Genomic DNA, 26,370 nt, shown 5'->3' on the forward strand with positions numbered 1-26,370 from the left:
GCAGACTAGGGACTTTCACCCATTAGATTGTGCCCATGCTGGGCACACAAGAAAAAGCCCCCTTGACTGCTAGCTCAATGGGGCTTTACGAGATACTCCAATTTAAATCATCTTAAAATGTTTTAAAGCCTCCTTAATTGCCTCTTCTTTTTCAGGTGGACAATTAGGTGCTATAGGATTTTCCTTCTTTGAAACATTATAATTTTTACCAACTTCAAGTCCACATTTCTTCTTTACTTACGATATATAACGATTAGATACTTTCATGCCGTGTTTCTTCATAACATATTCTTTAATTTCTTCATAAGTAGCCTTGCTTTCAGATGCTGTTACATCTAACTCGTCCATATCTAATTTCACTTTAATACATTGGTCGATATCTAGTTTGGACAATAACGCTACCGTCTCCACATGCGTTGTATGCGGAAATTGATCCACCGGCTGAACAGAGACCAATTCATAACCAAAGTCACGTAACCAAACCAAATCCTCTGCTAAACTTTTAGGGAAACAAGAAACATAAACAATTTTATCCGTACCAAATCTTCCAATCGCACGCATGACTTTTCCACCGGCCCCAGAACGAGGAGGGTCTAATAGTAATAAGTCAGGTCGTCCCCACTCGGTTTCCAAGCGCTTCAAGCCATTTCTCGCATCACTGGTCATAAAGAAGGTATTGTCTAAGCCGTTATCAATCGCATTGCGAATAGCTGATTGAATCGACTGGTCAACAATCTCAATACCGGCTAAGTCTTTAGCCTTTTCAGCTAGGGGCAAACTAAAAGTTCCCACCCCGCAGAAAAGATCTAAGACGCGCATTTGATCATTGACCTGGGCGAATTCCAAGGCTAGTTGTACCAATTTCTCCGCTTGGACAGGATTGGCTTGGAAAAAGGTCTCCGGCCAGATCCGATAGCGAAAGCCATTTAATTCGTCATTAATATAATCGCGCCCATGAAGAATAAACGTTTCGTCGGCTTGAATCCGTTCCGTCGCTTCCTTGTGTAGAATCCATTGTAAACTAACTAATTGATCGAAGCGTTTGCTTAGCCGCTGACTCAAATCATCCACTGCCTCTTGCATTTGACTAGGTGCTTCAGTGGCATAAATCACTACCATCAACTCCCCGGTGACAAAGGATTGACGCAATAAGAGATTTCTCAAAAGACCTTTTTGAGTCTGTTTGTCATAATAGGATAATTGATAATCTTTTTGCCAGTCGGCGACTACTTCTTTTACCCGGACAAATAGTTTAGGAGCAAGCACCGAATCTTTCATATCGATGATTTTGGTGAAGTTACCTTGTTCATGCATACCGATAGCCCCTTCAGCTCCGAAGCTTAACTCCATTTTATTACGATAACGGGTGGGATCATCCATCCCAATAATGGGTCGAACACAAGCCGGATCGAATCCTTGGCTTGCTAAATGGTCCTTTACTTCTTGGGTTTTATAAGCTAACTGAGCTGGATAGGTCATGGAAATTAATGGCGTTCCCCCGGCATTGGCGTCTTTGAGCGGAATATTAAGATTACGATCAGGACTGGCTGCTAATAATGCATCAAACGGTACGACTGCTCGCTTTCTGCCCTTGGCATTAGGTACCGTCACCCGAACTCTATCCCCTGGAACGGCATTGGGTATAAATAATTTCAAGCCCTTTCCATTCGACCCACGGTCTGGCGCATGGACATAACGGGCATAGCCATTTCCTTTATGGTCTAACTCAGTAATTTCAACTTCCAATACTTCAGTCGGAAATATTTCTTTTTTCATTCACTCACTCTTTCTACTCATCATTTCCTTTAACAGCTTTCTGCTTTTTCTTCAACCATTGCGAATAAGAACCAGTGTATAACTTTCCTTCAATGCCTATTTCATCTAAGGCTAATAAATTGCTACAAGCGGTTACGCCCAATCCTCAAGACACCATGAGCTCTTTGTCTTTAAGGTCTTTGAAATGAGCTTATAAACTTTTCTGGGACCTCATATACCCCTTATCATCGTACACCAATTCGTAATAATATGACTTGGCATGCGGAATGTGACTCGCCTCATCATATAGTGGCTCCTCAAGTCCTAAATAGTGGTCATCGCCACTGGCTTGATCATTTCCCAGTGTTACATTTATAAAAAAAGCTTTTGGATACTGGCTAAGTTCATCAATTTCAATAAAGCGCTTCATTAAATACCTCTTTTCTTACTACTTTAAGCTAAGTTTTTAAGATTGTTCCTATATTATATCATGAATGAATAGACATTCCTTGGCTACTTCTAAGTCTTGTAGTAGACAATTAAAATAAGACTCCTATCGATAGAAGTCTTATTTTCTATTTAAATGAAATGCTTTAATAATTAAATTTAAAAACCTAACCTTTCCTCTTCCTAAAATCCGTCTTCCTCATAGCCGTTGCTATTGGGATCCATCGCATTGATACTCGCTTGTATAAGAGATTCGCTGCATTTTTTGCAGTAATATTCTTCAAACTCAGGTTCTGAACCTTCCCAGTCAATTTTAGACTTGGAAAACTCTTTCCCGCAATAAGAGCACTGATATTTCTTAGCCATAGCTTTTGCTCCTTATAATCAAAAAATTTATTTCGATTATAAAATATGCCTACTTTCTTGTCTATCAAATTTATTTGTATGACATAAATTTTGATATTTAATTTCCCTAAATAAAAATTAAGAGTCCTTTGATCATTAACAAGGACTCTTAACACAACTTTGTTATAATTTTGATTATTTGCCTATTTCTGCATCATCTAAATTAGAATCATTTCGTTCTCCAATCTCTTCTTTTGCAAAAGGAGCAACTTGTGGCATAGCAGGTAATTCACCATTCATAATATAAGCAAGCTTTACTTGTTTAATCGTAAGATTAAGGTTGGCATAATCTGGATTAGGATTTGGAACGATTACCATGCCTGAAAATATTTGAATACTTGATGGGTTTACCCCATAGTAATTACCTACAAAATTTTTCAATTGTTCCATCGGAATTTCTTTGGTAGTTTCATCTAGTGAAGAAACTTCATTTTCTGAATCTACGCCATCCTTCTGACTAGCAAGTTCTGGCAATGCCTCTTTATTTTCCATCGCTGCTCTTGCTTCAGACTCTATAATTAATACATTCTCTTCTCCAGAAGCTGGCGTCACTATATATCCAAAACCTTTTCCGTACTTAACGGACTTAGCAGCCTTACCATAGTAGTTTTTAATATATTCAATGACCGCTTGATGGCTAACTCCTTTATTAGAAGGAGTTTCTTCAACCACTTCATCCTTTTCTCCTTCAACATTTTCTTTAGTTTCTGGCAAATCATTTGAATCTGTTTCATAGGCTTCTGTTACGTCAATCTCATCGATCACTAAATTAAGATCACCAACTTTGATACGACCATTAAAGATAAACATATCAGATGGCTTAACTTTATAGCGCTGAGCGACATAGACTTTCTTTTCAAAAAGTGGATCTTCTATTGTTTTTACATCTTTTAATGAGACTTGATCATATTTAATTGGTAATTCTATGTCATCTAATGGTATCTCTACTACTTTATAGAACTTCGTTAAAGCATAAATGGTAGCATCTTTACGCCAAACATCAATGTAATACTTATTACGCGATACTTCACTCATTTTAAGCGTAATCAATTGAGTTTGATAGTCTTCTTCCGATGTGAAGTTAGACTGCTTTAATTCTGTTGGAATTTTATCCATATTCGCTGTATGTGAATGATTACCGTGCGGAATAATCACTTCGTTACCGTTGACTTCCAGATCTTCAATGGCTACACCATTTTCCAAAGAAATATAGGCCAACTTGGCTGCAATTTCTTCTGCTGTATATTTACTTTCTTCTGCTGCATTAATGTTTCGCTGATTGATAAAGTCAGCAGCTGCTTTCAATTCACTGTCGTCTAAATCACCAAAAGGAATAAAGTGAGTGTGTCCTTCATGCTCAGCTGTAAGCCCCTTTTTAGAGTAGTTCAAAATACTTTCTGGTGTGAAAACATAGCCATCATCCGTTGTATATGTTTTACCGTCCTTACCCTTAGCTGACTTCTTATAATTTTGAGCTAAGAAATCAACTTTTCCATCTGCTTTTGGTTGATCTGGTTGGCTAGGCTTTTCAGATTGACTTGCTTGGTCTAATTCAGCTGGTTTTTCATTATCTGCTTTATCAACTTGTGGGTCTTTTGGCTTCACAGCGACTGATGGACGTTTGCCTAATTTCATTTCTGCTAATTTAATTTCTAAATCTGATAGACTTGAACGTGGAATAACATGGAAGTGGTCACCATGAGGTAAGACGAAGTCTCCCTCAATCTCATCTGTTACGAGTTCCGGGTCAAAGACCAAACCATCAGATTCAGTATGACGTTGGTTGATTGGCAAAGCATAGAGTTTGGCTAATAGGCGCTGATATTCTGAATTTGTTTGGTTTTTATTACCTTGATCATTTTCAGTTGGCTTATCAGCTATCTTATCAAGGTTTTGAGAAGGTTTTTTATTACTTGGCTGATCAACTTTGTTGTCTTCTTTAGCTAAACCAAATTCAGCCAATAAATTACGTTTAATTCCGAATTTCTTTTGAATATAAGCTTGTGTTTGGGCTAATTCTCCTTTGTTTAAGTGAGCAAAAGGAACAAAATGGAAGTGACTACCATGAGCAGCAATTAAACCTGTATCCGTTACCTTAGTAATGGATCCCACTGAAAAGACATAACCATCATCCGTTGTGTAAGGACCTTTATGATTAACAGCTTTGTCATGAATGATCTGATCAACCATTCCTTTATCAGCTGTTTTACTGTTGCCTTGTGAAATTTTTCCACCTGATAGAACAGCGTTTGCAATCATTATTTCTTGAGGCGTTAAATCTGACTTTGGAATAAAGTGGAAGTGGTCACCATGGGGAACAATAAAGCCATTGCCTAAATCTTTTATAACGTCATAAGGGTTAAAGATATATCCATCATCCGTTACGTAAGCTCCACTAGAATTGCGGTTACCTGATCCACCCACTTCACCAGCTGCTATGGTGTTAGCTACATCTTTACGCACTCCACCTGCTTGTTTAAAGACCTTTTGACTGCTGGTTACTTGAGCTTCAATATCTTGGAAAGTTCGGATATTATCAGCTTGGGCCCGATCTTCAGGAGCTATGTAAACTTGGTACTGATCTTCTAGCTTTACAATGTATCCATTCTTAATTTCTGCGACCACATCTTCTTGGTCCAATTGATAATCTTCAGGTGTTAGGAGTCTTTCAGAGAAAACAGCCTCTGGATCAAGGTCACCATAGAAAACATGTAAATCAAAAGCGTGATTGGTTACAAACTCTTCTTCGGTTAAATAGACAACAACATGCTCTCCTTCAATCCCTTTTTGATCTGCTACTTCTTCAGGACTGCGTTCTAATTCATAAGTAATAATAGCCTCTTCGCCAAGTTCATATTCTTCCATCAAATCATAAATAGCCTTTGCATCGACAGGATCCATACTGTATGACTGTAGTAACACTTCTTCTAAAGAACGAAGATTTTTAGCTTGATCTGGATTTTCTATATAAAGATAATATTGGTCATCTACTAAAATAATTTGCCCTTCATCCGTTTGACTAACAAGATCCTCTTCATTAAATTGATAATCTTCAGGGGCTAAGACTCCCTCTGAAAAAATAGCATCACTAGGAACTGCTCCATTGAAATAGTGATAATGATCACCGTGAGAAGTCACATAACCTTCCCTATTGATTTGGACAATAATTTGCTCGCCCGCAATGCCTTCTTCCATTGAAATTTCTTCCATAGTGCGGTTTTCAGTGCTTGAGACATTACTTGGCTTTTCTCCATCGCTACCCTCAATATAATTAATGAATGAATCTTTATCATCTTGAGCGTAGATTGATTTAATTGGTTCATGCCAACTTAAAAGTGTCAATAAAGCGGCGGATGACAAGAGTATTTTAGATGGTTTCATTTATTTCTCTCCTTCTTCTTGCAAAACTTTTAACAGTCTTTGTAAATTATTTTCTAAATTAGCTAGTAAACTTAAATCATTATGGGGATCCGCTTCTAAGGGATCCAAGACTTCTACCTTAGCTCCAGTCTCTTGGGCTATTAATTGTGAAGCTTTATCTGAAATATTCGGCTCGGTAAAAATGGTTTTGACTTGATATTTTTCCACAAACTTTTTCACTTCTTGCAATTGTTTCACACTGGGCTCTTGTCCAGACACACCTGCTATTCCCAACTGTGTTAAGCCAAAGCGTGTGGCTAAATAAGAAAAGGCTGTATGCTGAGTGACAAAAGTCTTTTGCTTGAGCTTTTTAAAAAGTGAGGTGTATTTATCCGTTATAACCTGAGCTTGCGTTCCAATACTTTCTGCTCTTTGCAAATAGTAATCTTTATTATCTCTATCCACTTCCCCTAAGGCTTGAGCAATCAACTTTGCTTCTTCGCCTATTTCAATGGGATCTAACCAGGTATGTGGATCATAAAGGGTTGATTCATCTTTACCCTCCATCAATTCTAGTTTTTCTAGACCCGGCACTTTCTTCATAGCTAATCCATTCGAAGCTTCAATAATAATCACATTAGATTTCTCTTGCTTTTCGACATTGTGCTTAATTTTTTGAGCCCAAGATTCTAAGATATCTGAGTGATAAACAAAGATATCAGCATCATAAATGGCCACCACATCATTAGCCGAAGGCTCAAAACCATGAATACCATTCGCTGAATTAATCATCAAAACAGGGTGTTTATCGCCAACGATTTCCTTGGTTAAGGCATACATTGGATAAAAAGAAGTGACTATTTTTCTTTCTTCTTCTGCTTTAACAGATTGAATTGAAGAAATATTCACTAAAGAGCCAATAATAAGACAAAGAACTAACCACCATTTTTTTGTTTTTGCTTGATACTTCATACGATCTCCTTTTTTAAATTTATCTGCCTAAAGATAAATAGTAATTATTATCATTTTCAAAATGAATATTACCGTCTTTCCTTTTTCCTGTCAACAAAAATTTTTGTGTTTTTTTATTTTTCTAAATTTTTGCATAAAAAAAGCCTAATCTTAAAGGATTAAGCTGTCTTAAAATTTTTGTTTAAAGTGAATAGGCATACATAAATTCATCCCGATATCTAAAGCCCTCTTTGGTTGGTAATTTAATACGTGTCTCATTGATAAGCTCGAAATGGAGGTAATCATAAAAACGGTAATTGCAATCCGTATCGGTGATTAAATAAACATTTTCCAAGTCCTGTTCTTTAAAATAATCAAAGACTTCGGTAATTAATTGTCTATAGGCTTGACGTTCACTTTAGAATACGCGAGTCACTCGTTCGACTTCATCCGGTTGCGCTTGGTTGGATAAGGTGATCAATTTGTCAATAAAGTCTAACTGGAACATTCTAAAAGTCGAATCTGCTTCTTTCGTTAAACAAAGAGTCATACCAACAATTTATCCACCAAGAACGGCAACGCATCCTAATGAGCTGTTCTATAGTGCTTTGTTAAGGGAAATAGCAGATGCTGTCTTTTCAAATTTCTTCGCTTTATAAACCCCTTCGAACCATGCCTCATGGACTAAATCCACTAATTAAGTCATAGCGTCTTCTCTAATTTGTTTAATTTCTAAAGTCATAACCCCTTCCATACTTTTGTTGTGATACTAGTATTCTTATTAACTTAAATTCTTAACTTAAACACTCTAGCAGTCCTGTCAAAGAATGCTGATATTAATCGTTTTCAATCTGTTTTCATTAAAGATATCTACTCAACTATTGTTATTTTTAAAACTCTTAAAAAGCTACTAGAAGTCTAGAGATTTTTAGTAGCTTATTATAAATGTTTATTGATTGATTAGCTTTAAGCGTGCTTGGCGGTATTCTTCCATTAATTTTTGAATAATCGCATCAACATTCTGGCTCTCAGTAATTAAGCCAATTGATTGACCACACATAAGGGATCCTTCCTCGACATCATCTTCATAAACTGCACGCCGCATAGCACCTTCTGCTAATTTCATTAGGTCTTCATCTGAAGCCCCTTCATATTCTAAACGAATATATTTTTCAGTCATTTTATTCGGTAACACACGAACAGGATGTCCTAGACGACGTCCAGTAACCACCGTGGTTGTTTCGTCGGCTTGTAGAACTAAGTTCCTGAACCCTTCTTTGATAGGGCTTTCTTTGGAACTTAGAAAGAGAGAACCCATCTGAACTCCACTAGCCCCTAAGGCTTCCACAGCTAACATACCCGCACCATCAAAAATACCACCGGCTGCCACAATAGGTACATCAACTGAACGAATCACTTGGCGAACTAGAGGCAGGGTTGAAACTTGTCCGATATGACCTCCTGCTTCTTGTCCTTCTGCTATAATTGCATCAACACCTAGCGCTTCCATTTTTTTAGCGATTTTAACATTAGGTATAACTGGCAGTACTTTCACATTAGCTTGATGCAAAGCTGATATAAAATTCTTAGGAGTTCCTGCACCAGTGGTAACCACCGGTACTCCTTCTTCAATAATTACTTCAACCAATTCCTCGATATTCTTCATTTGCAACATTAAGTTAACCGCAAAGGGCTTACGAGTCATTTTTTTAACTTCTTGAATCTGTCTTCTTAACTCATCAGCTGACATACCACCAGATGCTATCACACCTAAGCCTCCTGCTTCAGAGACCGCTCCTACTAATTGATAGCGCGACACATTGGCCATTGCTCCTTGAATAATGGGGTATTCAATCCCCAATAATTGGCAAATTCTATCCATATTTCCACCTCCATAATTATGGCTCTCCCCTTGTGACTAGTTAGATAAAAGTAACTAGAGCCGACAAAATGAGGGGGTCAAATTGTTAGCTCTAGTTTAACAGAAGTAAACTTTTTAGTTATAGCAATTCCTAATAGTCATAAAAGCCTTTGCCAGATTTTTGACCATAATATCCCGCTTCAACCATTCGTTTAAGCAATGGTGCCGGACGGTATTTAGGATCATTGAATCCGTTATAAAGAACGGTCATCACTGATAATAAAGTATCCAAACCAATTAAATCACATAATTGAAGTGGGCCCATAGGATGACCTGCTCCTAATTTCATCCCTGTATCAATGGACTCTTTGCTGGCAATTCCTTCACCCAATACAAAGATGGCCTCATTAAGCATTGGAACTAAGATTCGGTTAACTGCAAATCCTGGTGAGTCATCTGCGATAATCATGGTCTTATTAAAGGCATCGATCACTTCTTGAACGGTTTGAACCGTCTCTTCGCTGCTTTGTAAAGCTGTCACAATTTCAACCAATTTCATAACTGGTACTGGATTAAAGAAGTGCATACCAACTACTTTATCCGGCTTATTAGTTACTGAAGCAATATCTGTTAGTGACAGAGAAGAAGTATTAGTGGCTAAAATAGCTTCCTCAGGTGTGACTTTATCTAACTCTTTAAAAATCTCCAATTTAATTTGACGATTTTCAGTGGCTGCTTCAATCACTAGTTGAACATCTTTAGCATCATCATAAGAAAGAGACTTATGGATTCTTCCTTTAATACTTTCGACTTCTTCAGCCGTCATTCTTTCTTTTTCAACATTTCTTTGCAAGTTTTTATGAATCTTTTCTAATCCGCGATCAATAAATTCTTCTTTAATATCATTTAAGTAAACTTCATAACCAGCCTGGGCAAGGACTTGGGCAATACCATTGCCCATAATACCTGATCCAATGACCATTGTTTTTTGAATTTTCATTTAAACTTCTCCTAATCTCTTTAGACTTAATCCTTGTAATAGCCGTTTTCTAATAAGATAGATATTCCCATTCCACCGCCGATACAAGCTGATGCAATCGCATAACGTGTTTCTGGACGGTTCTTGAACTCATAACAAATACTTGTAATCATTCGCGCGCCTGTACATCCTAATGGGTGTCCTAATGCAACAGCCCCTCCGTTTGGATTTAAGCGTTCATATAGCTCTGTTTCAGGGCCATTACCCAATTCTTTCAAGCAGGCTAGAGTTTGGGCTGCAAAAGCTTCGTTAATCTCAAGAATATCGATATCTTCTAAAGTAAAATCATTACGCTCCAAAATTTCTTTAATCGAATTAACTGGTCCTAACCCCATTAAATCTGGCTCACAGCCAGTAACAGAATAATCCATTACTTTAGCCATGATTTCTAAGTTATTAGCCGCGGCATTTTCTTTAGTCGTAAAAATTTCGAAAGCTGCCCCATCATTTAGTCCAGAAGAGTTTCCGGCTGTGACGCTTCCACCCTTAACAAAGGCTGGTCTTAGCTTAGCTAATTTTTCCATACTAGTATCCGGACGTGGGTGACTATCTTTATCAATCACAGTCACATTTCCCTTACGATCAGTTATTTCAACTGGCACAATTTCTTGAGCGAGGCGTCCTGATTCCATGGCTTTTTTGGCCTTGGCTTGACTGTTTAAAGCAAATTCATCTTGCTCTTCACGCGAAATCTTATACATCTTTGCTAAAGTTTCTGCTGTTTGTCCCATATGAATCAAGTCTGGGTACCCATCACCGACTGACCCTGTATGAATCATAGTATTCGCATCAATTAATCGCTGATCACCAGTTTTAAATCCTTGGAAACGCACTTCTTCTGGTAAGAAATAAGGTGCTCTAGATAGGGACTCTGCTCCCCCTGCCGCCACATATTTCTTTTCAGAAGCTTGTAAAAGCTGTACAGCTGAAACAGCTGATTGGATACCAGAACCACACAAACGGTTGACTGTATAACCAGTAGATTCAATCGGTAAACCTGCATTAATGCCGACTACACGACCAATATTACTTGAAGTAGGTGAACCAACCACATGGCCACAGATAACTTCTTCAATTTCTTCTAGGCTGACACCTGCTCTTTTAGCTGCTTCTTTTAAAGCAGTTGTTCCCAAGTCTTGAACACGAACCGTTTTTAAATCGCCCAAGAAGGCTCCTACAGGTGTTCTGGCTGCCCCAACAATAACTACTTCATCTAAATTTTTCTTCATAATTCGCTCCTTATCTCTTGCTTCAGCTTGGTATTTCTAAACAAAGGCCCCTTTACCTGTTAAGTGACGACCGATAATTAATGAGTTGACTTCGTGGGTTCCTTCATAAGAATACGCTGCTTCAGCATCCACGAAGAAGCGTGCCACATCGTGTTCAACAATAATACCGTTACCACCTAATAGCTCACGTCCTAGGGCTACTGTTTCACGCAGACGGTAAGCGTTATTCATTTTAGCGAGTGAAGATTGAACTTCTGCATACTTACCTTTTTCTTGTAGAACAGCTAAACGGTGAGATAGTCCTAATGAAGTCACACAGTTTGCTTGCATTCTGGCTAGTTTTTCTTGAACTAGTTGGAATTCAGAAATTTTCTTACCGAATTGCTCACGCTCTTTAACGTATTTCAAGGTATTAGCTAAAGCTCCAGCATGTAAACCTGTTGCTAAGTGAGCCACATCTGCACGAGTAGTGTATAAGATCTTAGCGACATCTTTAAAGCCATTAATATTTTCTAAACGCGCTTCAGCGTCCACTTCAACATTATTTAATTTAATATGTCCATTTTGGACCATTCTTAAGGCAATCTTTCCATCAATCTTATCGACTGTTAAGCCTTTAGTTCCGCCTGCTACCATGAAACATTTAATCTTACCATCTTCAACGTCGCGTGCAAAAATTGGTAAAACATCGGCAGTTGCTGCCCCGCCAATCCATTTCTTCTCACCGTTTAAGACCCATTTATTACCTTGTTTCTCAGCAGTTGTTGATAGACCACCGGCAATATCTGATCCGTGAAGAGGTTCAGTTAAACCGAAACATGAATGCCATTCATAAGAGGCCAATTTAGGTGCATAGTAATTAACTTGTTCTTCAGATCCTCCGATTAAAACAGTTGAGTAAGCAAGTCCTCCGTGGACGATAGTGAATGCACCAATTGAAGAATCCATACGGTTTAATTCATAAAGACGGAAAAGATTAAAAATTTCTGAAGTTTTACGTTTATTTTCCCGTCCCTCGAAAAGAGTTGGATGAGTCATCAAACCTAAATCAGTAATTTTCTTAAAAGCTTCCATCGGGAAAAGCTCTTTCTTCCAGTGCTCATCAATAACTGGATAAAGTTCTTTTTCAAGTACTTCACGCAGCTTCATTAGGAAGTTTACTTCATTTTCTGAAAGATCATGCGAGTAACCATAGATATCTTCTGGATATAAATACTGTAATTTTTCAATCTTTGTAGTCATTTTTAAATCAATCCTTTTCTTTTATTTTAATTTTTTATTTTCTAAATAACCAAGCTTGATGGCTTCTTCTCTTAAACCATCACGGAACTTCGGATGCGCCACTTCAATTAAAGCTTGTACTCTTTCTTGAATACTCTTACCTTTAAGGTGGGCTACCCCATATTCTGTAACAACAATTTCAATATCATTTTTTGAGGTTGAAACAGGTGAACCACTATGTAAATGTGGAACAATTCGAGAAATGGTATCATCTTTAGCTGTCGAATATAGACAAACAATTCCCACACCATTGGCAGCAATTCTTGCCCCCACAGCAAAGTCTGATTGACCACCGGTACCAGAATAGTAGAAATCTTCTAATTGTTCAGAGTTACATTGACCCAAGAAGTCAATTTCTAAAGTTGTATTGACTGAGACCAGGTTTTCAATTTTTGCAAGTTCAACAATATTGTTTATGAAGTTAACCGGAAGAATTTCGACATCCTCATTATTATCAATAAAATCATACAAGCGACGATTTCCTAAAGCTAGAGTTGTTGAGAAACGGTGTTTACCGACCGGTTTCTCTTCATTAGTAATAACTTTATTGTTATAAAGATCTACTATTGATGATGGCAACATTTCGGTATGAATCCCTAAGTTTTTCTTATGGCTTAAAGCATTCATAACAGCATTTGGAATTGTTCCAAAGCCGATTTGAATAGTTGAACCGTCCTCAATAATGTCCCCAACATACTCACCAATTTTGCGGTCCTTATCTGATAATTCGATATCCGGTAATTCTACAACATCTTCAGAAGATTCTACAAAAGCAGTTACTTCTGAGATATGAATTCTCATCCCCTCTCCATGTGTATGCGGCATATTTTCATTTACTTCAAGAAACACTTTTTTTGCAAACTCAACCGTGCACGGTGTATAAGCAGCTGTTAAGCCAAATGAAAAGTATCCATCTTCATCCATTGGTGAAGCTTGACTAATCATTACAGGTTCTGGTTCTCTTTGTTTAATAATGGCGGGTATTTCTGAGAAATGAGAAGGAATTAAATCGACATCTGTATTTCTCATAGCCTTACGATCCAAGCCTGATAAGAAAAAAGTAAACTGTTTTAATTGATCTTTAGCTAGATTAACTACCGGTGACATTGATAACATCCGATACAATCGATTCCCTTTAAGTTGCTTAGCATTGTTTAAAGCTTGGGTAATCAATAATGGCTCACTTCCAGCCGCTGCTAGAACGATCCCTTCACCCGGTTCAATCATTGCGACTAACTCTTCAACTGAACGACGTTTTTCATCATAGATCGCTTGATATTGACTCATACTATTCCTCCTAACTTATTTGGCTTTAAAATTAGCTTTTCGCTTTTCAACAAAGGCATTCATACCCTCGATACGATCTTGACTATTAAATAATCCAATCACAATTTCATTTTCTAATAAGAGTCCTTCTTGTAAGCTTGATTGGGAACCTCGATTAATAGCCAGTTTGGCTTTTTTTAAAGCAAGTGGGGCTTGCTGCATTAGTTTGTCAGCTAATTTATCAGCTTCTTCTAATAAGTCTGCTGAAGGAACTAAATAGTCAATCAAACCTAATCGATAAGCTTCTTTACCATCTATCAATTCTCCAGTGAAAACTAATCGTTTTGTAGCACCTAAGCCGATTAAACGGACAGCTCTTTGAGTGCCTCCATAGCCTGGCATAATTCCTAAGCCGACTTCAGGAAAACCGATTGTATTTTCAGAACTTCCTATTCTTAAATCACAAGTTAAAGCGAGTTCCAAACCACCACCTAAGGCATAACCATTAATAGCCCCAATCATTATTTGCTTAAGGCCTGCTAAGCGATTCATTGTATAATTTCCATATTCAATGAATTTCTTAGCCACTTGGTCATCCATCTTCATCATTTCTTTAATATCTCCACCGGCCATAAAGGCTTTACCTTCACCCGTCAAGATAATTACTCGAATACTCTCGTCCTGCTCCATTGCATCCATAAAGGTATTTAGGTCATCCAACATTGCTGAATTAATAGCATTCAGGCTCTTGGGTTGATTGAGGACAAGCTTGGCTATGCCTTTATCAACCGTATAACTTAAAGTCTTTAACTGAGTCATTATTCTCTCCTTCAATCAAAATCACAAAGTAAAACTTGTTAGATAAAAATAATTCACAAACTCAAAATTGACTTTGATCGATCAAATTTAAATACTTACTCCATAAATTATGCAACACAAAATTTGATAAGCGCTTACAAATAGAGTATAGGCAATCATTTAGAGGCTTGCAACTTAGAAAAAGAAATCGATTCCATTACATTTACTAATCAGGTAGGATTTTAATTGTGATTTCTCCCACTATTTTTCACAAGTTCAGCAGTTTTTTTATAAAAATTTTTCACAAATAGGTCATAAGTGCGATAGCTTTTGATTTAATATGAATTCGTATTAAATTTTATCTATTAAATACTTTGTGTAATCGCCAACTATTTAAATAAAGTTTTGCCTAATTTTTTTCAAAGCAGTTTTGTTAAATTTAAAAAATTATTTAAAAAAAGAGTGGACAGCACAAAAAAAAGCATATTTCTAAAATTTAGAAATATGCTTGAAAGATATTTGACTCTTACCCACTAATTACTTGCTGGTCTATATAGTTTTTAATCCAGTCATAAAGTAAGTTATGGCTGGTCGGGTAAGCTTCATATTTTTTTCTTGATAAATAGATATTAAAAGGTAAATCTTTTTTGAATTCGCGATAAATTATTTGATCCGAATTCATTAAATGATAAGTAGATAGAGGAAGAATCGTAATTATTTCATTCCCTTTTACAAGATCAATAAGGTATTCCCAAGAAGAAGAGTGAACGAAAATTTCAGGTTTCATCTGTCTTTGAGCAAATTGATCCATTACCAAACGATTAGTAGAAAATGATTCATTAAAAATGGCAATAGGCATTTGGTTCACTTCATCCCAGGTCACTTTTTTCTTCTTAGCTAAAGGATTGTTAGGATCCATAAAGACAACAAATTTATCGTGAATCAGAACCTGGTCTTGAAATTCCCCTGTCCGTCGAATGGGATCCATCAGAATAGCCAGATCCACATCGCCTTCATCTAACCTTTCATATAAGAACTGACAACCGCCCTCAATAATTTCTAGGTTTACATCAGGATAAGTTTTTCGTAAATCTAAGACGACATTAGTTAGTCTAGTTCTCAATACAATAGAAGGTAGACCGATGCGTACCACATTATTAAGCTTGCGCGACTCATTGTGAATGGTCGTCATCATTCGATCATGAAGACCAATCATTTCCAAAGCATACTTATAATACTTATGACCAATCGGCGTCAGTCCTACCAAGCGACCTCTTTCGCGATAAAAAAGGTCTAAATTATGAGCTTCTTCAAATGAAGAAATTATTTGACTAAGTGCAGATTGGCTAACAAAAAGGTGCTTAGCTGCTCTAGTCATATTGCAATCTGACTGAACAATTTCAACGAAATACTTTAGTTGTCTAATATCCATTCTTTTACCTTTCTCCAGATTCTAATTATTTCTCTTCAATTATATCAGATATTCAATATTCTAAAAGGAAAACGCTTTATTTTCTGCACAAAAACCTCCTGTTTATTGCAGATGGTTTTTATCCTATTTTGCATTATTTTTTTGAAATTAAGCCAAATACTATTCTTTTTAAAGAGTGAGTCAATTTATAATAAAGCGGGAACGGACGATAGAAGAAAACGCCCGTTTTTTCAAGAATAAAACCATTGAAATTTTGTTTAAAAAGCAAAACGCCATCACTTCCATCAAATTCCCCCTCAATTCCATAAAAATTATAATAAGGAATCCCTTTTTTAATTGTTCGCATCATGGCTTCATATTGTAATAGAAATGGAGCTGAAAACTTTCGATAAGATTCTAGCGATCCCCCCAGAAAATAAGTTGCTTCTTGCTCTAAATAAACCATTAACATATTTGCTAAAGGAATAATCTCTTTTTTCTCTTCATCTTGAATGGCTTGAACCATTTCTATATCTTTCTCTAATGACTTGATTCGATCTTGATCTTGAACTTTTTGGGGTTTAATTCATTGATTTGTCTTTTTAGTTTTTCAATGGCTTTAGGAAGATTGATCTCAGCTACTAAAAACTCAACTTGATCCTTAAAGTTTTTATACATTGCTTGATAATAATCTAGTGATTTATCTTCAAAGTCCTGTCTTTGAACGGTTTCCCTAGTTATTCTGCAGAAATCTTCCATTTCTTCATAGTCCATTGTTCGTATCGAAAGACCAAACTGCTTAGCCTTTTTAATCTTTCTTTGACTATTTTTATTAAAAGATTTTAAAAGCAATTTTTCATCTTCTGATGTAAAAGCACTTAAATCTTTTAAATATTGGAAAGTCGGCATTCCTTGCATATTGTAGACATTTGACTTTTCTCTAGTATAACCTAATTCATCAAAATAGCTTGGTATTGCTTCTAAATCCTTAATGGTTGTTGCTTCACTATTATAGAGATGATCCTTGTGATTAGGTTGAACAATCACCTCCGTGATTTTCATGCGTTTGGCATATAACTTTAGATGCTGGTAGAAAAGTGATTCATACTGTTCTTCTGCTGCAAAAGTCCCTGCCATTAATTCCATTCTTTTACCGGCGAAGACCTTTTGGCTATAAGCCAATCCCACAGCTTTTATAACTCCTGCATTTTCTAAAGCTAAACGTTTTTCCTGAAAACCGCGAGCAACTAAAACTTTAGCCATTTGAGCTGTTTGTAAAAAAGAAAAGCCACTTTTATTAGCTAAAAAATGTGCAAGTTCATCATAAGAAATTTCAATAATCTTCATGGCTACCTCCAAGGTATTTAAGAATGTCAGTGTTTATACTCGCCTATTTTTAAGTTTTTAACCTGCCGCAGTTTCTTCAAAATAAAAAACAAGCATCAGCATATGTGATTGTTCACATATGCTGATGCTTGTATTTAAAAAAATTGCATAAATTAGAAAACAATGACAGGCGTACCAACTTCTAAAGCGTTATAAACTTGTTGCATAACTGCTGGTGGAGTATTGATACATCCCATTGATCCATTAGAACGATAGATATCTCCACCATAGGCCGGTCTACTAGCAGTATCATGAATACCTTGACCAACAGTATCAAACGGCATCCAATAATCCACATGTACTTTATAGTCTTTTTCGTTTACCCAGTCATATCCTTCTAAATACCGATCTCTTTCCTTGCTCCAAATTGCATAAGCGCCTGGAACTGTTTCAGCCCCATCTTTTCCTGAAACAATCGGTGTTTGTGTGAAAAGTTGACCATTAATATAGATAAACATTGTTTGGTTAGCTAAGTCTACTTCAACATAAGTTGAACCAATATCATCGCCACCACTTCCATAACCGCTTCCTACTACTACTGGATCGCGACGTACGTCCTCGCCTTTTTGCAAATCTTCTACAATTTGACTCGCTTCAGCTTGTCGATCAATTGACCATCCTAAAGTACCAGGTTGTACTGTAACTTGACCTCGTAAAGTAGAATTAAAGGAACGAGGATTTAAGTAAGATGAATACTTATCATTGTATGTTTTTAAGAATTCCATAATCATATTTTCATCGAAAACGATTTGATTGTTCTCATCAAAATGCAGCCACTTTTCAATTTCTTTCTTAGGAATGACTTCTTCGTTGCCATCAATCTCTAAAGTTATCTCTGTATCTACAACATCTTGAATTTGTTCCAAAAACTCTTCAATTTTGCTATCTTGACTGGTCATTGTAGGCTTTTTGTAATATTGATTTAATTCTACGTTAGAATTACCCGCTTGAATCTGAGCCATCATACCATTTTTTAAAGCTTCCTCATCAATCTGAGTTCCCTGTTTTTCTTCAACAACATGGTAGCCTTCTGCTTCTGAATAGTCGATAAAGGCATCTTGTGAAGCGGAACGCTTATTATTATCTAAACCTTGGACCTCTAATTTATCCTGTAATACTTGGTAATCGATCTCTATGTCAGTTAAAGAGGTGTCTTCAAAACTTTGACCTTTAAAGTAATAATTTAACCAAGCATTTGGATTTTGATTATTATAAAGCTCTTCCAATTTAGCAGATTGGTCAATTTGAGGCTGTAAATCCTTCATTTTAATACTTGCTACTGACCGATCATTTTCAAAAAATTCAATTTGTTGATCTAGTACATATTTTTCTATTTTTTCCTCTGCTTGAGGGAGTGTCAAGTTACTTACATCAATTTGTCCCACTTTAGTATTTGCTTGAAAACGATTAGAATAATAGCCGATTCCACCTGCATATACTAAACCAAAGATTAGGCTTACTATCATTATTGTTACCAGTGAGCGTTTTAAAAATTTCACAAAATTACCTCCCTTTCGAGATTCTAGTATATCATGTATTTATGAATATTCTAGTAATAATCTATTACAATTTGTCAGTTATCGTTCTTTACGACTATTATTTTCAATTCTTTTGCCAATTAAAGTAAATTTGGCGCAACTTAAATAATTGACGATATAAGATTGAAATAAAATGCGATAATTCATAATCAAACTCACCAATTCGAGCACTTTTAACGGCACCCCAACGTTTCTTAAAATTATACAGTCCGGGTGCATCATCTTCATGCTTATCTTCTAAGCCAGAAATTGCTCCCAAGTCAAATGAATGGCATCCCCGCTTTTTCGCTTGACGCATCATTTCCCAAACCATAAAGTCATTCGGTAGTAATTCACGTAGTTGATTAGATGAGGCACCATATAAATAATAGCCTTTCCCACCTGATTGAACGAAAATGGCTCCTGATAAGTAATAGCCGGCTGGATTTTCTTGAGCAATTTGCTCAAGAGTTTTTTTCTGATGAGCAGATTTTTCAATCGCTTCTTCTAAATGTTTGATTTGTTGTTCAAATTCTGGAGTTGGTTTTTTCTTTTTGAGACTTTTCAATTCTTTTTGACGATTCTTATCATTAGCATCTAATCCTTCTATGGCTGCTTTTGGATCTAACCTCACTAAGTAAAATTGTGCTTCTCCTTTTGGATTCATTTCATTATAAATTTGCTCGAAATAACTTATATCTCGAATCCAGAACTTCCCTCTTGCACCTGTTTCTTTCATAAGATTGTAAAAAATAGCCATTTTACTTATAGGCGCCTCTTCTAGAATAAAGCCATATTTATTAGCTCTTCGAATATTAGTACGAGTCAATCCTTGAAATGAATCCAGTATTTCTTTTTCACTTTTATTCAAATCTGTAATCATATGGAAACGGGGCTGAATCGCCTCTTTAAAACCAAAGGTAAACCCTTGATGATTAAATCCATAGCTTTCAATCTGTTCTAATAAATGAGGGGTGGACTCTTCTAGAACTGGATCAATTTTGATTAAAAAAGCATTATGTTGTTTTGCATCTTCTTTAACCACTTCTAGAAGGGCTTTAACTGATTCGTTATCGAACCAATCGACCACGAATCCCCTAGACACATAACAAATAGAACGTTTGATAATAGGAATTTCTTTATATAATAAGGATGCAACTCCTGTCACTCGGTCTTCATGGCCCACACTAACTCTCGACCACTTCCAACCTAAAGATTGTTTTATTTTGGCCCAAGAAGACAATTGACACATATCGCCATTGGGGTGGTCTTTTACAAATTGATCATGTTCAGTATCACTAATTATAATATTTCGAATCATTGTGGAACTCCTTCTCCATCTTTCTTTGATATTATAGCATAGGTGAAAAATCTTCCAATTGATCCGCTCTTACATTCTAATTAAATGAAATTAAGTGAATCTTAGAAATAAAAATATAAGTTGGGCTATTATATATTACTAGCCATAAAATAATAAGGAAGAATTTAATTCAATATTTCTACTTCAAGTGTTCGAATAGTATTTTAAATATAATCTTAATTTCATATGTAACTCACTTAAAATTTGAACCCCTAGAAGTAGCTTGCTAATATCCATTTTAACTTTCGTTAAAATAAAGCCGTTACCGATTTCTAAGCTGAATCAATCGCGCTCTTAAAGAAAAGGCAAAGCGATATAATTTAGTAAGTATTGGCGAAAGTACGTAATCAAACTCACCGATTCGAGCTCTTTTATTAGCTCCCCATCGCTTTTTAAATTCAAACAAACCAGGTGCGTCATCCTCTGGATGCCCCTCCATACCCGACACCCCTCCAAAATCATACGATAAACACCCCTGTTCTTGAGCATAACGCATCATTTCCCATTGCATAAAGTAATTAGGTAATAAATCACGGAATTGGTTAGAAGATGCACCATATAAATAATAGGCCTTGCGTCCACATTGAACGTAGATTGCTCCTGATAAATAGATGGTTTCTTCACTTTCGTTTTCTGCCTGCTTTAAGGATTCTATTAAATCGTAAGTATTTGCAATCGACTGTTCGATTTGCTCTAACTGTTGCAGAATTCCTTCACTGATTTCTTTCTTCGACAAATTCTTCTGTTCTTTTTGGCGGTTTTTAACATCTTGTTCGAGCCCTTTGATTGCTTGGTCTGGATTCAATTTTACTAAAAAGAGCTTGGCTTCATGAGGAGGATTCATTTCTTGATAAATGCGTTTAAAATATGAAAGATCACGAATTAAAAAGCCATCTCGATCACCAGTAACTTTCATGATGTCATAGAAAATAGACATCTTACTCTCAGGAGCATCTTCTAAATCAAAGCCATACTTATTGGCTTTTCTGACATTAGTTCGCGTTCGACCTTGAAAGGATTTTAAGAGTTCTTTTTCATTCTTATTAATATCAGTTACCATATGAAAGCGCGGTTGAGCCGCCTCTTTAAAGCCAAATGTGAACCCTTGATGCTTAAAGCCAAAGGATTCAATTTGTTCTAATAGACCAGCTGTTGATTCTTCTATATCAGGATCTATTTTTATTAGAAAAGCGCGGTGTTTTTTAGCATCTTCTTTTACCGCTTCTAACAATGCTTTGACCGATTCATCATCGAACCAATCGACCACGAATCCCCTCGAAACATAACAGATAGACCGTTTGATCAATGGGATTTCTTTATATAATAAGGAAGCGGCGCCTGTCACTTGGGCATCAGTTCCCACACTAACTCTTGACCACTTCCAACCAAAAGCTTGTTTTACTTTTCCCCAAGAGGATAGTTGGCACATATCGCCATTAGAATGTTCTTTTACAAATTGATCATGTTCTTTGTCACTAATTTTAATATTTTGAATCATTGTGGCACTCCTTCTCCGTCCATTCTCAAACATTATAGCATAAGTAGCTATTCTACTGATATTAATTCAAACATATTCAAACTCCGTTGGTAGAAACAAAGGGGGCAATTTTCTGGTAATATAGACAGCAAAGTTATAGGATTGTAGTTGAATACTTTTTTTACAAAGTTAAATAAAGGATGATTTAAAATGAACAAAAAATATTATTTAACAGCCTTAAAAATGGCTTGGCCTTCGGTCTTGGAGTCTTTTTTTATTGCCTTAGCGGGGATGATAGATACCATGATGGTAGGAAGTTTAGGAAGCTATGCCATTGCAGCCGTTGGTTTAACCACTCAACCAAAATTTATTGCCTTAGCAATTTTTATTTCGATTAATATAGCCGTTTCGTCTTTAGTTGCTAGACGTCGAGGTCAAAAAGATAAAATGGGTGCTAATAGCGTTTTTCTTACCGCCATGATTCTAACTCTTATATTATGTTTACTTTTTAGTTTGATCACTGTTTTCTTTGCCAGTGATATTATCCACTTAGCAGGTAGTCAACCAGATACTCACCCTTCTGCAGTTCTTTATTATCAAATTATTATGGGTGGCATGGTCTTTAACTTAATTGCTATGACGATCAATGCCGCTCAAAGAGGAAGTGGTAATACCAAAATAGCTTTTGTCACTAACCTGACTTCTTCTGTCTTGAACGTCTTCTTTAACTACCTATTAATTGGTGGTAAGTTTGGCTTCCCGGCTTTAGGTATTAAAGGAGCGGCTATTGCGACTGTACTCGGTTCAGTCGTAGCAATGTTTATGAGTGTACGCTCATTATTTAAACCTCATAGTTTGATTCAAGTTAGGTATCTCTTGAAAAACAAAGTTCATTTTGATTTCAATGTTGCTAAAACGATTGGGAAGCTCTCATCATCTATGTATATCGAAAACTTAGCGATGCGGATTGGTTTCTTAGCCACTGCATTAACTGCTGCTAGCTTAGGAACAAACACTTTCGCAATCCATAATGCTGGTATGAATATTTTGGGTTTAGGATTTTCTTTTGCGGATGGAATGCAGGTAGCGGCTGTTGCTCTTGCAGGTAAGGCCTTAGGTGAAGAAAAACCTAAAGTAGCGATTGAATTTGGTCAAATTTGCCAACGAATAGGACTTGTTATTTCTATAATACTCTCAGCCTTTTTATTCTTCTTCGGACGCGATTTAATGGGTATTTACTTCAGGGACCCTCAGTTGATTGACCAATCTATTATTGTTATTCAATTCACTATGGTCATTGTTCTATTACAGATCTCACAAATCATTTATGCAGGTTGTCTTAGATCAGGTGGTGATGTTAAATATACCTTATTCGTAGGAATTATTTCAGCATCCATTATTCGTACCGCAGTTACTCTTATTTTGGTCAATATTTTTAAGCTCGGACTCGCTGGCATTTGGATCGGTGTACTATCTGATCAATTTTCACGCTTTCTTCTTATGCGCCACCGATTTAAGGCAGGAAAATGGACTCAAATTCGTATTTAATATAAAAACCATCTTGTTGTTTTTAGAACTGACCCCAAATAGTGAGACCAACATAAAAACACCTACGGATAAAATCCATAGGTGCATAAAATTTACTTTTTTACCTATCTACTTAACAAGGAGCCGTTCAGAATTCGTGTGAAAGGTGTTTTTATTCTGCCCCATTTATGGGGTGCAGTGTCTTTTAGCAACAAGATGGTTTTCACTGGATTAAATATTCAATAAACGACTAGCTACTTCAAAATATACTAGTAAGGATGCAGTATCAACAATCGTCGTAATTAAAGGACCTGCCATAACAGTAGGGTCGATCTTTAATTTGTCTGCCAAAATTGGTAATAAACCACCGATTACTTTGGATAACATGACGGTCATTAATAAAGTGATCGATACGACCAGATTCACTTGGAATGAAACAGAATCTAAAATTAAAATTCTTAACATATTGACCACAACCAAGGCAAGTCCAACAATAAAACCTATCCTAAGTTCTTTTAGTAAAATTTTCACAAAAGAAACACCTTGTAATTCTCCTAAATATAGGGCTCTTATAATAGTAGTCGAGGACTGACTTCCTGCATTCCCCCCACTATCCATTAACATCGGTATATACATGGCTAAAGCTACGTTGGTAGCTAAAGTCACTTCATAGCGTTGAATTATAAAACCCGTGACAGATGCAGTAATTAAACAAATGATTAACCAGGTAATTCGACTGCGGGCTATCGACAAATCAGATTGTTTTAAATAATGCGTTTCTTCCACGTCATTGATCCCGTGAATGTTTCCGAAGTCTTCATGGTACTCTTCTGCTAAGATATCAATGGCCCATTCAACAGGAACAGTACCTACTAAACGATTTTCTGAATCGACAACCGGTATTTCTGACAAGTCATATTTTTGAGCCAATTTAGCTACCACTTCTTGATCATCTTTAGCTGATACTGTGCGTGTTAAGCCCTTTAATAAGTCAGATACTTCAGCTTGAGGATAACGAATTAAATCACCCAAATGAATAAATCCTAACAAGCGTAGCGATCCATCTGTAATCCAGATTTGTTCTAATTTATTGGCATCTAGGTCTGATTGGAGTACCAGATTATATATTTCTTTAAGGGTCAAGCGTTCTTTTGCAGCTAAAAAGTTAACGGTCATCACTGATCCGACGCTTTCTTCTGGATAACCCAACAATTGATTAATAATTGGTCGCCGATCTTCGGTGACAAAGTATTGCATGATTTTTTTTACCATATTGGCTGGTAATTCTTGCAAAGTGTCAACTAGTTCATTTTCATCAAGTTCTTTGATCAATTCACCAGTATCTTCATCAGATAGAATCTCAATGATTTCCATTTTCTTTTCTTTACTCAGCTCGGCAAAAGTATCCGCTAATAGATCTTTACTCAACAATTTAATCCTTAAAGCAATTTCATAGGCCGTTAAGTTATCAAATTGTTCAGCAATATCAATTGGGTCCATGCGATTGATTTTTTCTTGTAAATGATTAATTTGATCGATTTGGTATTTCTTCATTTGTTTCCCTCCTAAATGAAAATTCTTTCATTTATATGTGATTTTACAAATCACTGTCATTTTTATAGTTAAACAATTAAAGAACACCCACTAAAAGCAAGGCGAGTAAGCGATGCTGATAGTGAATGTCTTTTTTTATAATTCTTGTTACTCCAGACTCGAACATCTTCTCCAGCATCCATCTTACTCACCCCTTGAAATTATTTATATTCATTATATCATAGCAATTTATTTAATCGAATGCTAGCTGAAAAAGCAATCTATTAAATGGATTGCTCTTCTTTTCTAAAACAATGTTGCTTACTATTAGCAAAGCGAACTAACATTAACATAACAGGCACCTCTACTAAGACACCGACAACAGTCGTTAAAGTAGCTCCAGAAGAAAGTCCAAAAAGTGAAATAGCTACCGCTACCGCTAATTCAAAAAAGTTAGAAGCACCAATCATGCCGCAAGGTGCTGCTATTGAGTATGGCAGGTTGACTTTATATGCTATAGCAAAAGTAATTCCAAAGATTAGTAAAGTTTGAATAATCAAAGGAATAGAAATCAATAGAATATTAAGCGGCTGATTCATAATATGGTTACCTTGGAAAGAGAAAATAATAATCAAAGTCAATAATAGGCCTAAAGAAGTGTAACGATCAAAAGATGGAATAAAGGTATTCTCTAAGTAATCATTGCCTTTATTTGAGATAATAATGCGACGTGTAACCATACTCATTAAAAGCGGAATAACAATAAAAAGTACAATAGATAATAATAGCGTCTCCCAAGGAATAGCAATATTCCCCATCTTTAATAAGAAACTAACAATTGGTACATAAGCTACTAAAAGGATCAAATCATTGGTTGCCACTTGAACCAAAGTATAAGCACTGTTTCCTCGAGTCAATTTCGACCAAACAAAGACCATAGCAGTACATGGAGCTGCTCCTAAGAGAACGGCACCCGCTACATATTCAGAAGCTAATTCAGCTGATAAGAAACGACCATAGATAATATTAAAGAATAAATAAGCGATAAAATACATGGTAAGTGGTTTGATCACCCAGTTGACCATCCAAGTAATATATAAGCCCTTAGGATTTTTTCCAATATTCTTAACACTATTAAAATCTATTTTCAACATCATAGGGTAAATCATAATCCATAGGAGAATAGTTGTAGGAATGGAAACATTATAGAATTCAAATTGCCCGAGAAAGACTGGTATTTGCGGAATGAATTTTCCAATTAACACACCCATCATCATACAAACCAACACCCATAATGTTAAGTTTTTTTCAAACGATTTCATTTCAACTTGATTCATAAAAAACCTCCTATAATTGACTAATTTCGGCAACTAATTCTTTGACTTTTTGATCAATCGAAGCAACCACTTCTTTAAATGCTTCATCTGATTTACCACTGGGATCTTCTAAGCCCCAATCCTCTTTGCGATCATTAAAAGGAAGAAACGGACAATTCACATTACAGCCCATAGTGATCAAATAGTCGATTTCAGCTAGTTCAGTGATTAATTTAGGCTGCTGGTTAGCTTCCATATCTATCTGGTAGATATCTTTCATTAAACGCACAGCCTCTTGATTAATTTGATCTTTTTCTTCCGTTCCAGCTGAATATGCCTCAATTACACCTTGACCATAACGTTTGGCAAGCGCTTCTGCTATTTGGCTTCGACATGAGTTATGAACACAGACAAATGCTACTTTTTTCATTTTACAACTCCTTTAAATAGC

The 26,370-nt window shown here is 36.2% G+C and carries 20 protein-coding genes and 1 pseudogene; 1 reads left to right on the top strand and 20 read right to left on the bottom strand.

All coding sequences use genetic code 11. The features are described from left to right. Positions 1 to 237: 237 nt before the first annotated feature. The 17 genes and pseudogenes from rlmD to ACQV18_RS05025 all read right to left on the bottom strand — a co-directional run bounded on the left by rlmD (position 238) and on the right by ACQV18_RS05025 (position 21,564). Complete coding sequence (gene rlmD, locus ACQV18_RS04945; protein WP_428892653.1) at positions 238 to 1,776, bottom strand: 23S rRNA (uracil(1939)-C(5))-methyltransferase RlmD; 1,539 nt, start codon at positions 1,774 to 1,776, stop codon at positions 238 to 240. A 190-nt stretch (positions 1,777 to 1,966) separates the two neighbouring features. After that, positions 1,967 to 2,185, bottom strand: coding sequence for a hypothetical protein (locus ACQV18_RS04950; protein WP_428892654.1), 219 nt, complete (start codon positions 2,183 to 2,185; stop codon positions 1,967 to 1,969). Between the two features lie 200 nt (positions 2,186 to 2,385). Further along, the gene (locus ACQV18_RS04955; protein ID WP_428873527.1) at positions 2,386 to 2,568 is read right to left on the bottom strand and encodes a hypothetical protein; all 183 of its coding nucleotides are present in this window, start codon (positions 2,566 to 2,568) and stop codon (positions 2,386 to 2,388) included. 174 nt (positions 2,569 to 2,742) lie between these two features. Continuing rightward, the gene (locus ACQV18_RS04960; protein WP_428892655.1) at positions 2,743 to 5,988 is read right to left on the bottom strand and encodes a pneumococcal-type histidine triad protein; all 3,246 of its coding nucleotides are present in this window, start codon (positions 5,986 to 5,988) and stop codon (positions 2,743 to 2,745) included. Next, the gene (locus tag ACQV18_RS04965) at positions 5,989 to 6,939 is read right to left on the bottom strand and encodes a metal ABC transporter solute-binding protein, Zn/Mn family (RefSeq protein WP_428873525.1); all 951 of its coding nucleotides are present in this window, start codon (positions 6,937 to 6,939) and stop codon (positions 5,989 to 5,991) included. Between the two features lie 397 nt (positions 6,940 to 7,336). Beyond that, entirely contained in the window at positions 7,337 to 7,468 is a 132-nt protein-coding gene (locus ACQV18_RS04970) for a hypothetical protein (protein WP_428873523.1), read from the bottom strand. 399 nt (positions 7,469 to 7,867) lie between these two features. Beyond that, positions 7,868 to 8,800, bottom strand: coding sequence for an NAD(P)H-dependent flavin oxidoreductase (locus ACQV18_RS04975; protein ID WP_428875027.1), 933 nt, complete (start codon positions 8,798 to 8,800; stop codon positions 7,868 to 7,870). Between the two features lie 130 nt (positions 8,801 to 8,930). Then, entirely contained in the window at positions 8,931 to 9,779 is an 849-nt protein-coding gene (locus ACQV18_RS04980; RefSeq protein WP_428875026.1) for a 3-hydroxybutyryl-CoA dehydrogenase, read from the bottom strand. Between the two features lie 26 nt (positions 9,780 to 9,805). Continuing rightward, positions 9,806 to 11,050, bottom strand: coding sequence for a thiolase family protein (locus ACQV18_RS04985; RefSeq protein WP_428873553.1), 1,245 nt, complete (start codon positions 11,048 to 11,050; stop codon positions 9,806 to 9,808). A gap of 33 nt (positions 11,051 to 11,083) precedes the next feature. Further along, positions 11,084 to 12,289, bottom strand: coding sequence for an acyl-CoA dehydrogenase family protein (locus tag ACQV18_RS04990; RefSeq protein ID WP_428873520.1), 1,206 nt, complete (start codon positions 12,287 to 12,289; stop codon positions 11,084 to 11,086). A 21-nt stretch (positions 12,290 to 12,310) separates the two neighbouring features. Next, a complete protein-coding gene (locus ACQV18_RS04995) occupies positions 12,311 to 13,615 on the bottom strand; it encodes an acetyl-CoA hydrolase/transferase family protein (RefSeq protein WP_428873519.1) in 1,305 nt (434 codons plus the stop codon). Between the two features lie 15 nt (positions 13,616 to 13,630). Further along, positions 13,631 to 14,413 carry an enoyl-CoA hydratase/isomerase family protein gene (locus tag ACQV18_RS05000; RefSeq protein ID WP_428873518.1) on the bottom strand — a complete coding sequence of 261 codons (783 nt, stop codon included), beginning with the start codon at positions 14,411 to 14,413 and terminating at the stop codon, positions 13,631 to 13,633. A 505-nt stretch (positions 14,414 to 14,918) separates the two neighbouring features. Beyond that, complete coding sequence (locus ACQV18_RS05005) at positions 14,919 to 15,824, bottom strand: LysR family transcriptional regulator (RefSeq protein WP_428873517.1); 906 nt, start codon at positions 15,822 to 15,824, stop codon at positions 14,919 to 14,921. A 133-nt stretch (positions 15,825 to 15,957) separates the two neighbouring features. After that, positions 15,958 to 17,150 (bottom strand): annotated as a pseudogene (locus ACQV18_RS05010) (peptidoglycan bridge formation glycyltransferase FemA/FemB family protein). Between the two features lie 152 nt (positions 17,151 to 17,302). Further along, the gene (locus ACQV18_RS05015; RefSeq protein WP_428884991.1) at positions 17,303 to 18,688 is read right to left on the bottom strand and encodes a L,D-transpeptidase family protein; all 1,386 of its coding nucleotides are present in this window, start codon (positions 18,686 to 18,688) and stop codon (positions 17,303 to 17,305) included. A gap of 103 nt (positions 18,689 to 18,791) precedes the next feature. Then, a complete protein-coding gene (locus tag ACQV18_RS05020; protein WP_428873515.1) occupies positions 18,792 to 20,027 on the bottom strand; it encodes a lipid II:glycine glycyltransferase FemX in 1,236 nt (411 codons plus the stop codon). Positions 20,028 to 20,328: 301 nt separating this feature from the next. After that, a complete protein-coding gene (locus ACQV18_RS05025; protein ID WP_428873514.1) occupies positions 20,329 to 21,564 on the bottom strand; it encodes a lipid II:glycine glycyltransferase FemX in 1,236 nt (411 codons plus the stop codon). Between the two features lie 189 nt (positions 21,565 to 21,753). Between ACQV18_RS05025 and ACQV18_RS05030 the strand changes: the two genes are divergently transcribed. Continuing rightward, entirely contained in the window at positions 21,754 to 23,091 is a 1,338-nt protein-coding gene (locus ACQV18_RS05030; RefSeq protein ID WP_428876111.1) for an MATE family efflux transporter, read from the top strand. A gap of 210 nt (positions 23,092 to 23,301) precedes the next feature. On the opposite strand, the gene mgtE is transcribed toward ACQV18_RS05030, so the two are convergent. The 3 genes from mgtE to ACQV18_RS05045 form a co-directional block, all read right to left on the bottom strand. Beyond that, a complete protein-coding gene (gene mgtE, locus ACQV18_RS05035) occupies positions 23,302 to 24,624 on the bottom strand; it encodes a magnesium transporter (protein WP_428873512.1) in 1,323 nt (440 codons plus the stop codon). A 263-nt stretch (positions 24,625 to 24,887) separates the two neighbouring features. Beyond that, positions 24,888 to 25,940, bottom strand: a complete 1,053-nt coding sequence (arsB, locus tag ACQV18_RS05040) for an ACR3 family arsenite efflux transporter (RefSeq protein ID WP_428873511.1) — start codon at positions 25,938 to 25,940, stop codon at positions 24,888 to 24,890. Positions 25,941 to 25,950: 10 nt separating this feature from the next. Beyond that, entirely contained in the window at positions 25,951 to 26,349 is a 399-nt protein-coding gene (locus ACQV18_RS05045) for an arsenate reductase ArsC (protein ID WP_428892656.1), read from the bottom strand. Between the last annotated feature and the right edge of the window lie 21 nt (positions 26,350 to 26,370).

It is taken from the genome of Facklamia sp. P9177 (assembly GCF_050409585.1).
GTDB lineage: Bacteria > Bacillota > Bacilli > Lactobacillales > Aerococcaceae > Facklamia.

What these genes read in the sequence shown, in the direction of transcription:
- rlmD (WP_428892653.1), bottom strand. Translation starts at nt 1,776, where the DNA reads ATGAAAAAAGAAATATTTCCGACTGAAGTATTGGAAGTTGAAATTACT.
- ACQV18_RS04950 (WP_428892654.1), bottom strand. Translation starts at nt 2,185, where the DNA reads ATGAAGCGCTTTATTGAAATTGATGAACTTAGCCAGTATCCAAAAGCT.
- ACQV18_RS04955 (WP_428873527.1), bottom strand. Translation starts at nt 2,568, where the DNA reads ATGGCTAAGAAATATCAGTGCTCTTATTGCGGGAAAGAGTTTTCCAAG.
- ACQV18_RS04960 (WP_428892655.1), bottom strand. Translation starts at nt 5,988, where the DNA reads ATGAAACCATCTAAAATACTCTTGTCATCCGCCGCTTTATTGACACTT.
- ACQV18_RS04965 (WP_428873525.1), bottom strand. Translation starts at nt 6,939, where the DNA reads ATGAAGTATCAAGCAAAAACAAAAAAATGGTGGTTAGTTCTTTGTCTT.
- ACQV18_RS04970 (WP_428873523.1), bottom strand. Translation starts at nt 7,468, where the DNA reads ATGACTCTTTGTTTAACGAAAGAAGCAGATTCGACTTTTAGAATGTTC.
- ACQV18_RS04975 (WP_428875027.1), bottom strand. Translation starts at nt 8,800, where the DNA reads ATGGATAGAATTTGCCAATTATTGGGGATTGAATACCCCATTATTCAA.
- ACQV18_RS04980 (WP_428875026.1), bottom strand. Translation starts at nt 9,779, where the DNA reads ATGAAAATTCAAAAAACAATGGTCATTGGATCAGGTATTATGGGCAAT.
- ACQV18_RS04990 (WP_428873520.1), bottom strand. Translation starts at nt 12,289, where the DNA reads ATGACTACAAAGATTGAAAAATTACAGTATTTATATCCAGAAGATATC.
- ACQV18_RS04995 (WP_428873519.1), bottom strand. Translation starts at nt 13,615, where the DNA reads ATGAGTCAATATCAAGCGATCTATGATGAAAAACGTCGTTCAGTTGAA.
- ACQV18_RS05000 (WP_428873518.1), bottom strand. Translation starts at nt 14,413, where the DNA reads ATGACTCAGTTAAAGACTTTAAGTTATACGGTTGATAAAGGCATAGCC.
- ACQV18_RS05005 (WP_428873517.1), bottom strand. Translation starts at nt 15,824, where the DNA reads ATGGATATTAGACAACTAAAGTATTTCGTTGAAATTGTTCAGTCAGAT.
- ACQV18_RS05020 (WP_428873515.1), bottom strand. Translation starts at nt 20,027, where the DNA reads ATGATTCGAAATATTATAATTAGTGATACTGAACATGATCAATTTGTA.
- ACQV18_RS05025 (WP_428873514.1), bottom strand. Translation starts at nt 21,564, where the DNA reads ATGATTCAAAATATTAAAATTAGTGACAAAGAACATGATCAATTTGTA.
- ACQV18_RS05030 (WP_428876111.1), top strand. Translation starts at nt 21,754, where the DNA reads ATGAACAAAAAATATTATTTAACAGCCTTAAAAATGGCTTGGCCTTCG.
- mgtE (WP_428873512.1), bottom strand. Translation starts at nt 24,624, where the DNA reads ATGAAGAAATACCAAATCGATCAAATTAATCATTTACAAGAAAAAATC.
- arsB (WP_428873511.1), bottom strand. Translation starts at nt 25,940, where the DNA reads ATGAATCAAGTTGAAATGAAATCGTTTGAAAAAAACTTAACATTATGG.
- ACQV18_RS05045 (WP_428892656.1), bottom strand. Translation starts at nt 26,349, where the DNA reads ATGAAAAAAGTAGCATTTGTCTGTGTTCATAACTCATGTCGAAGCCAA.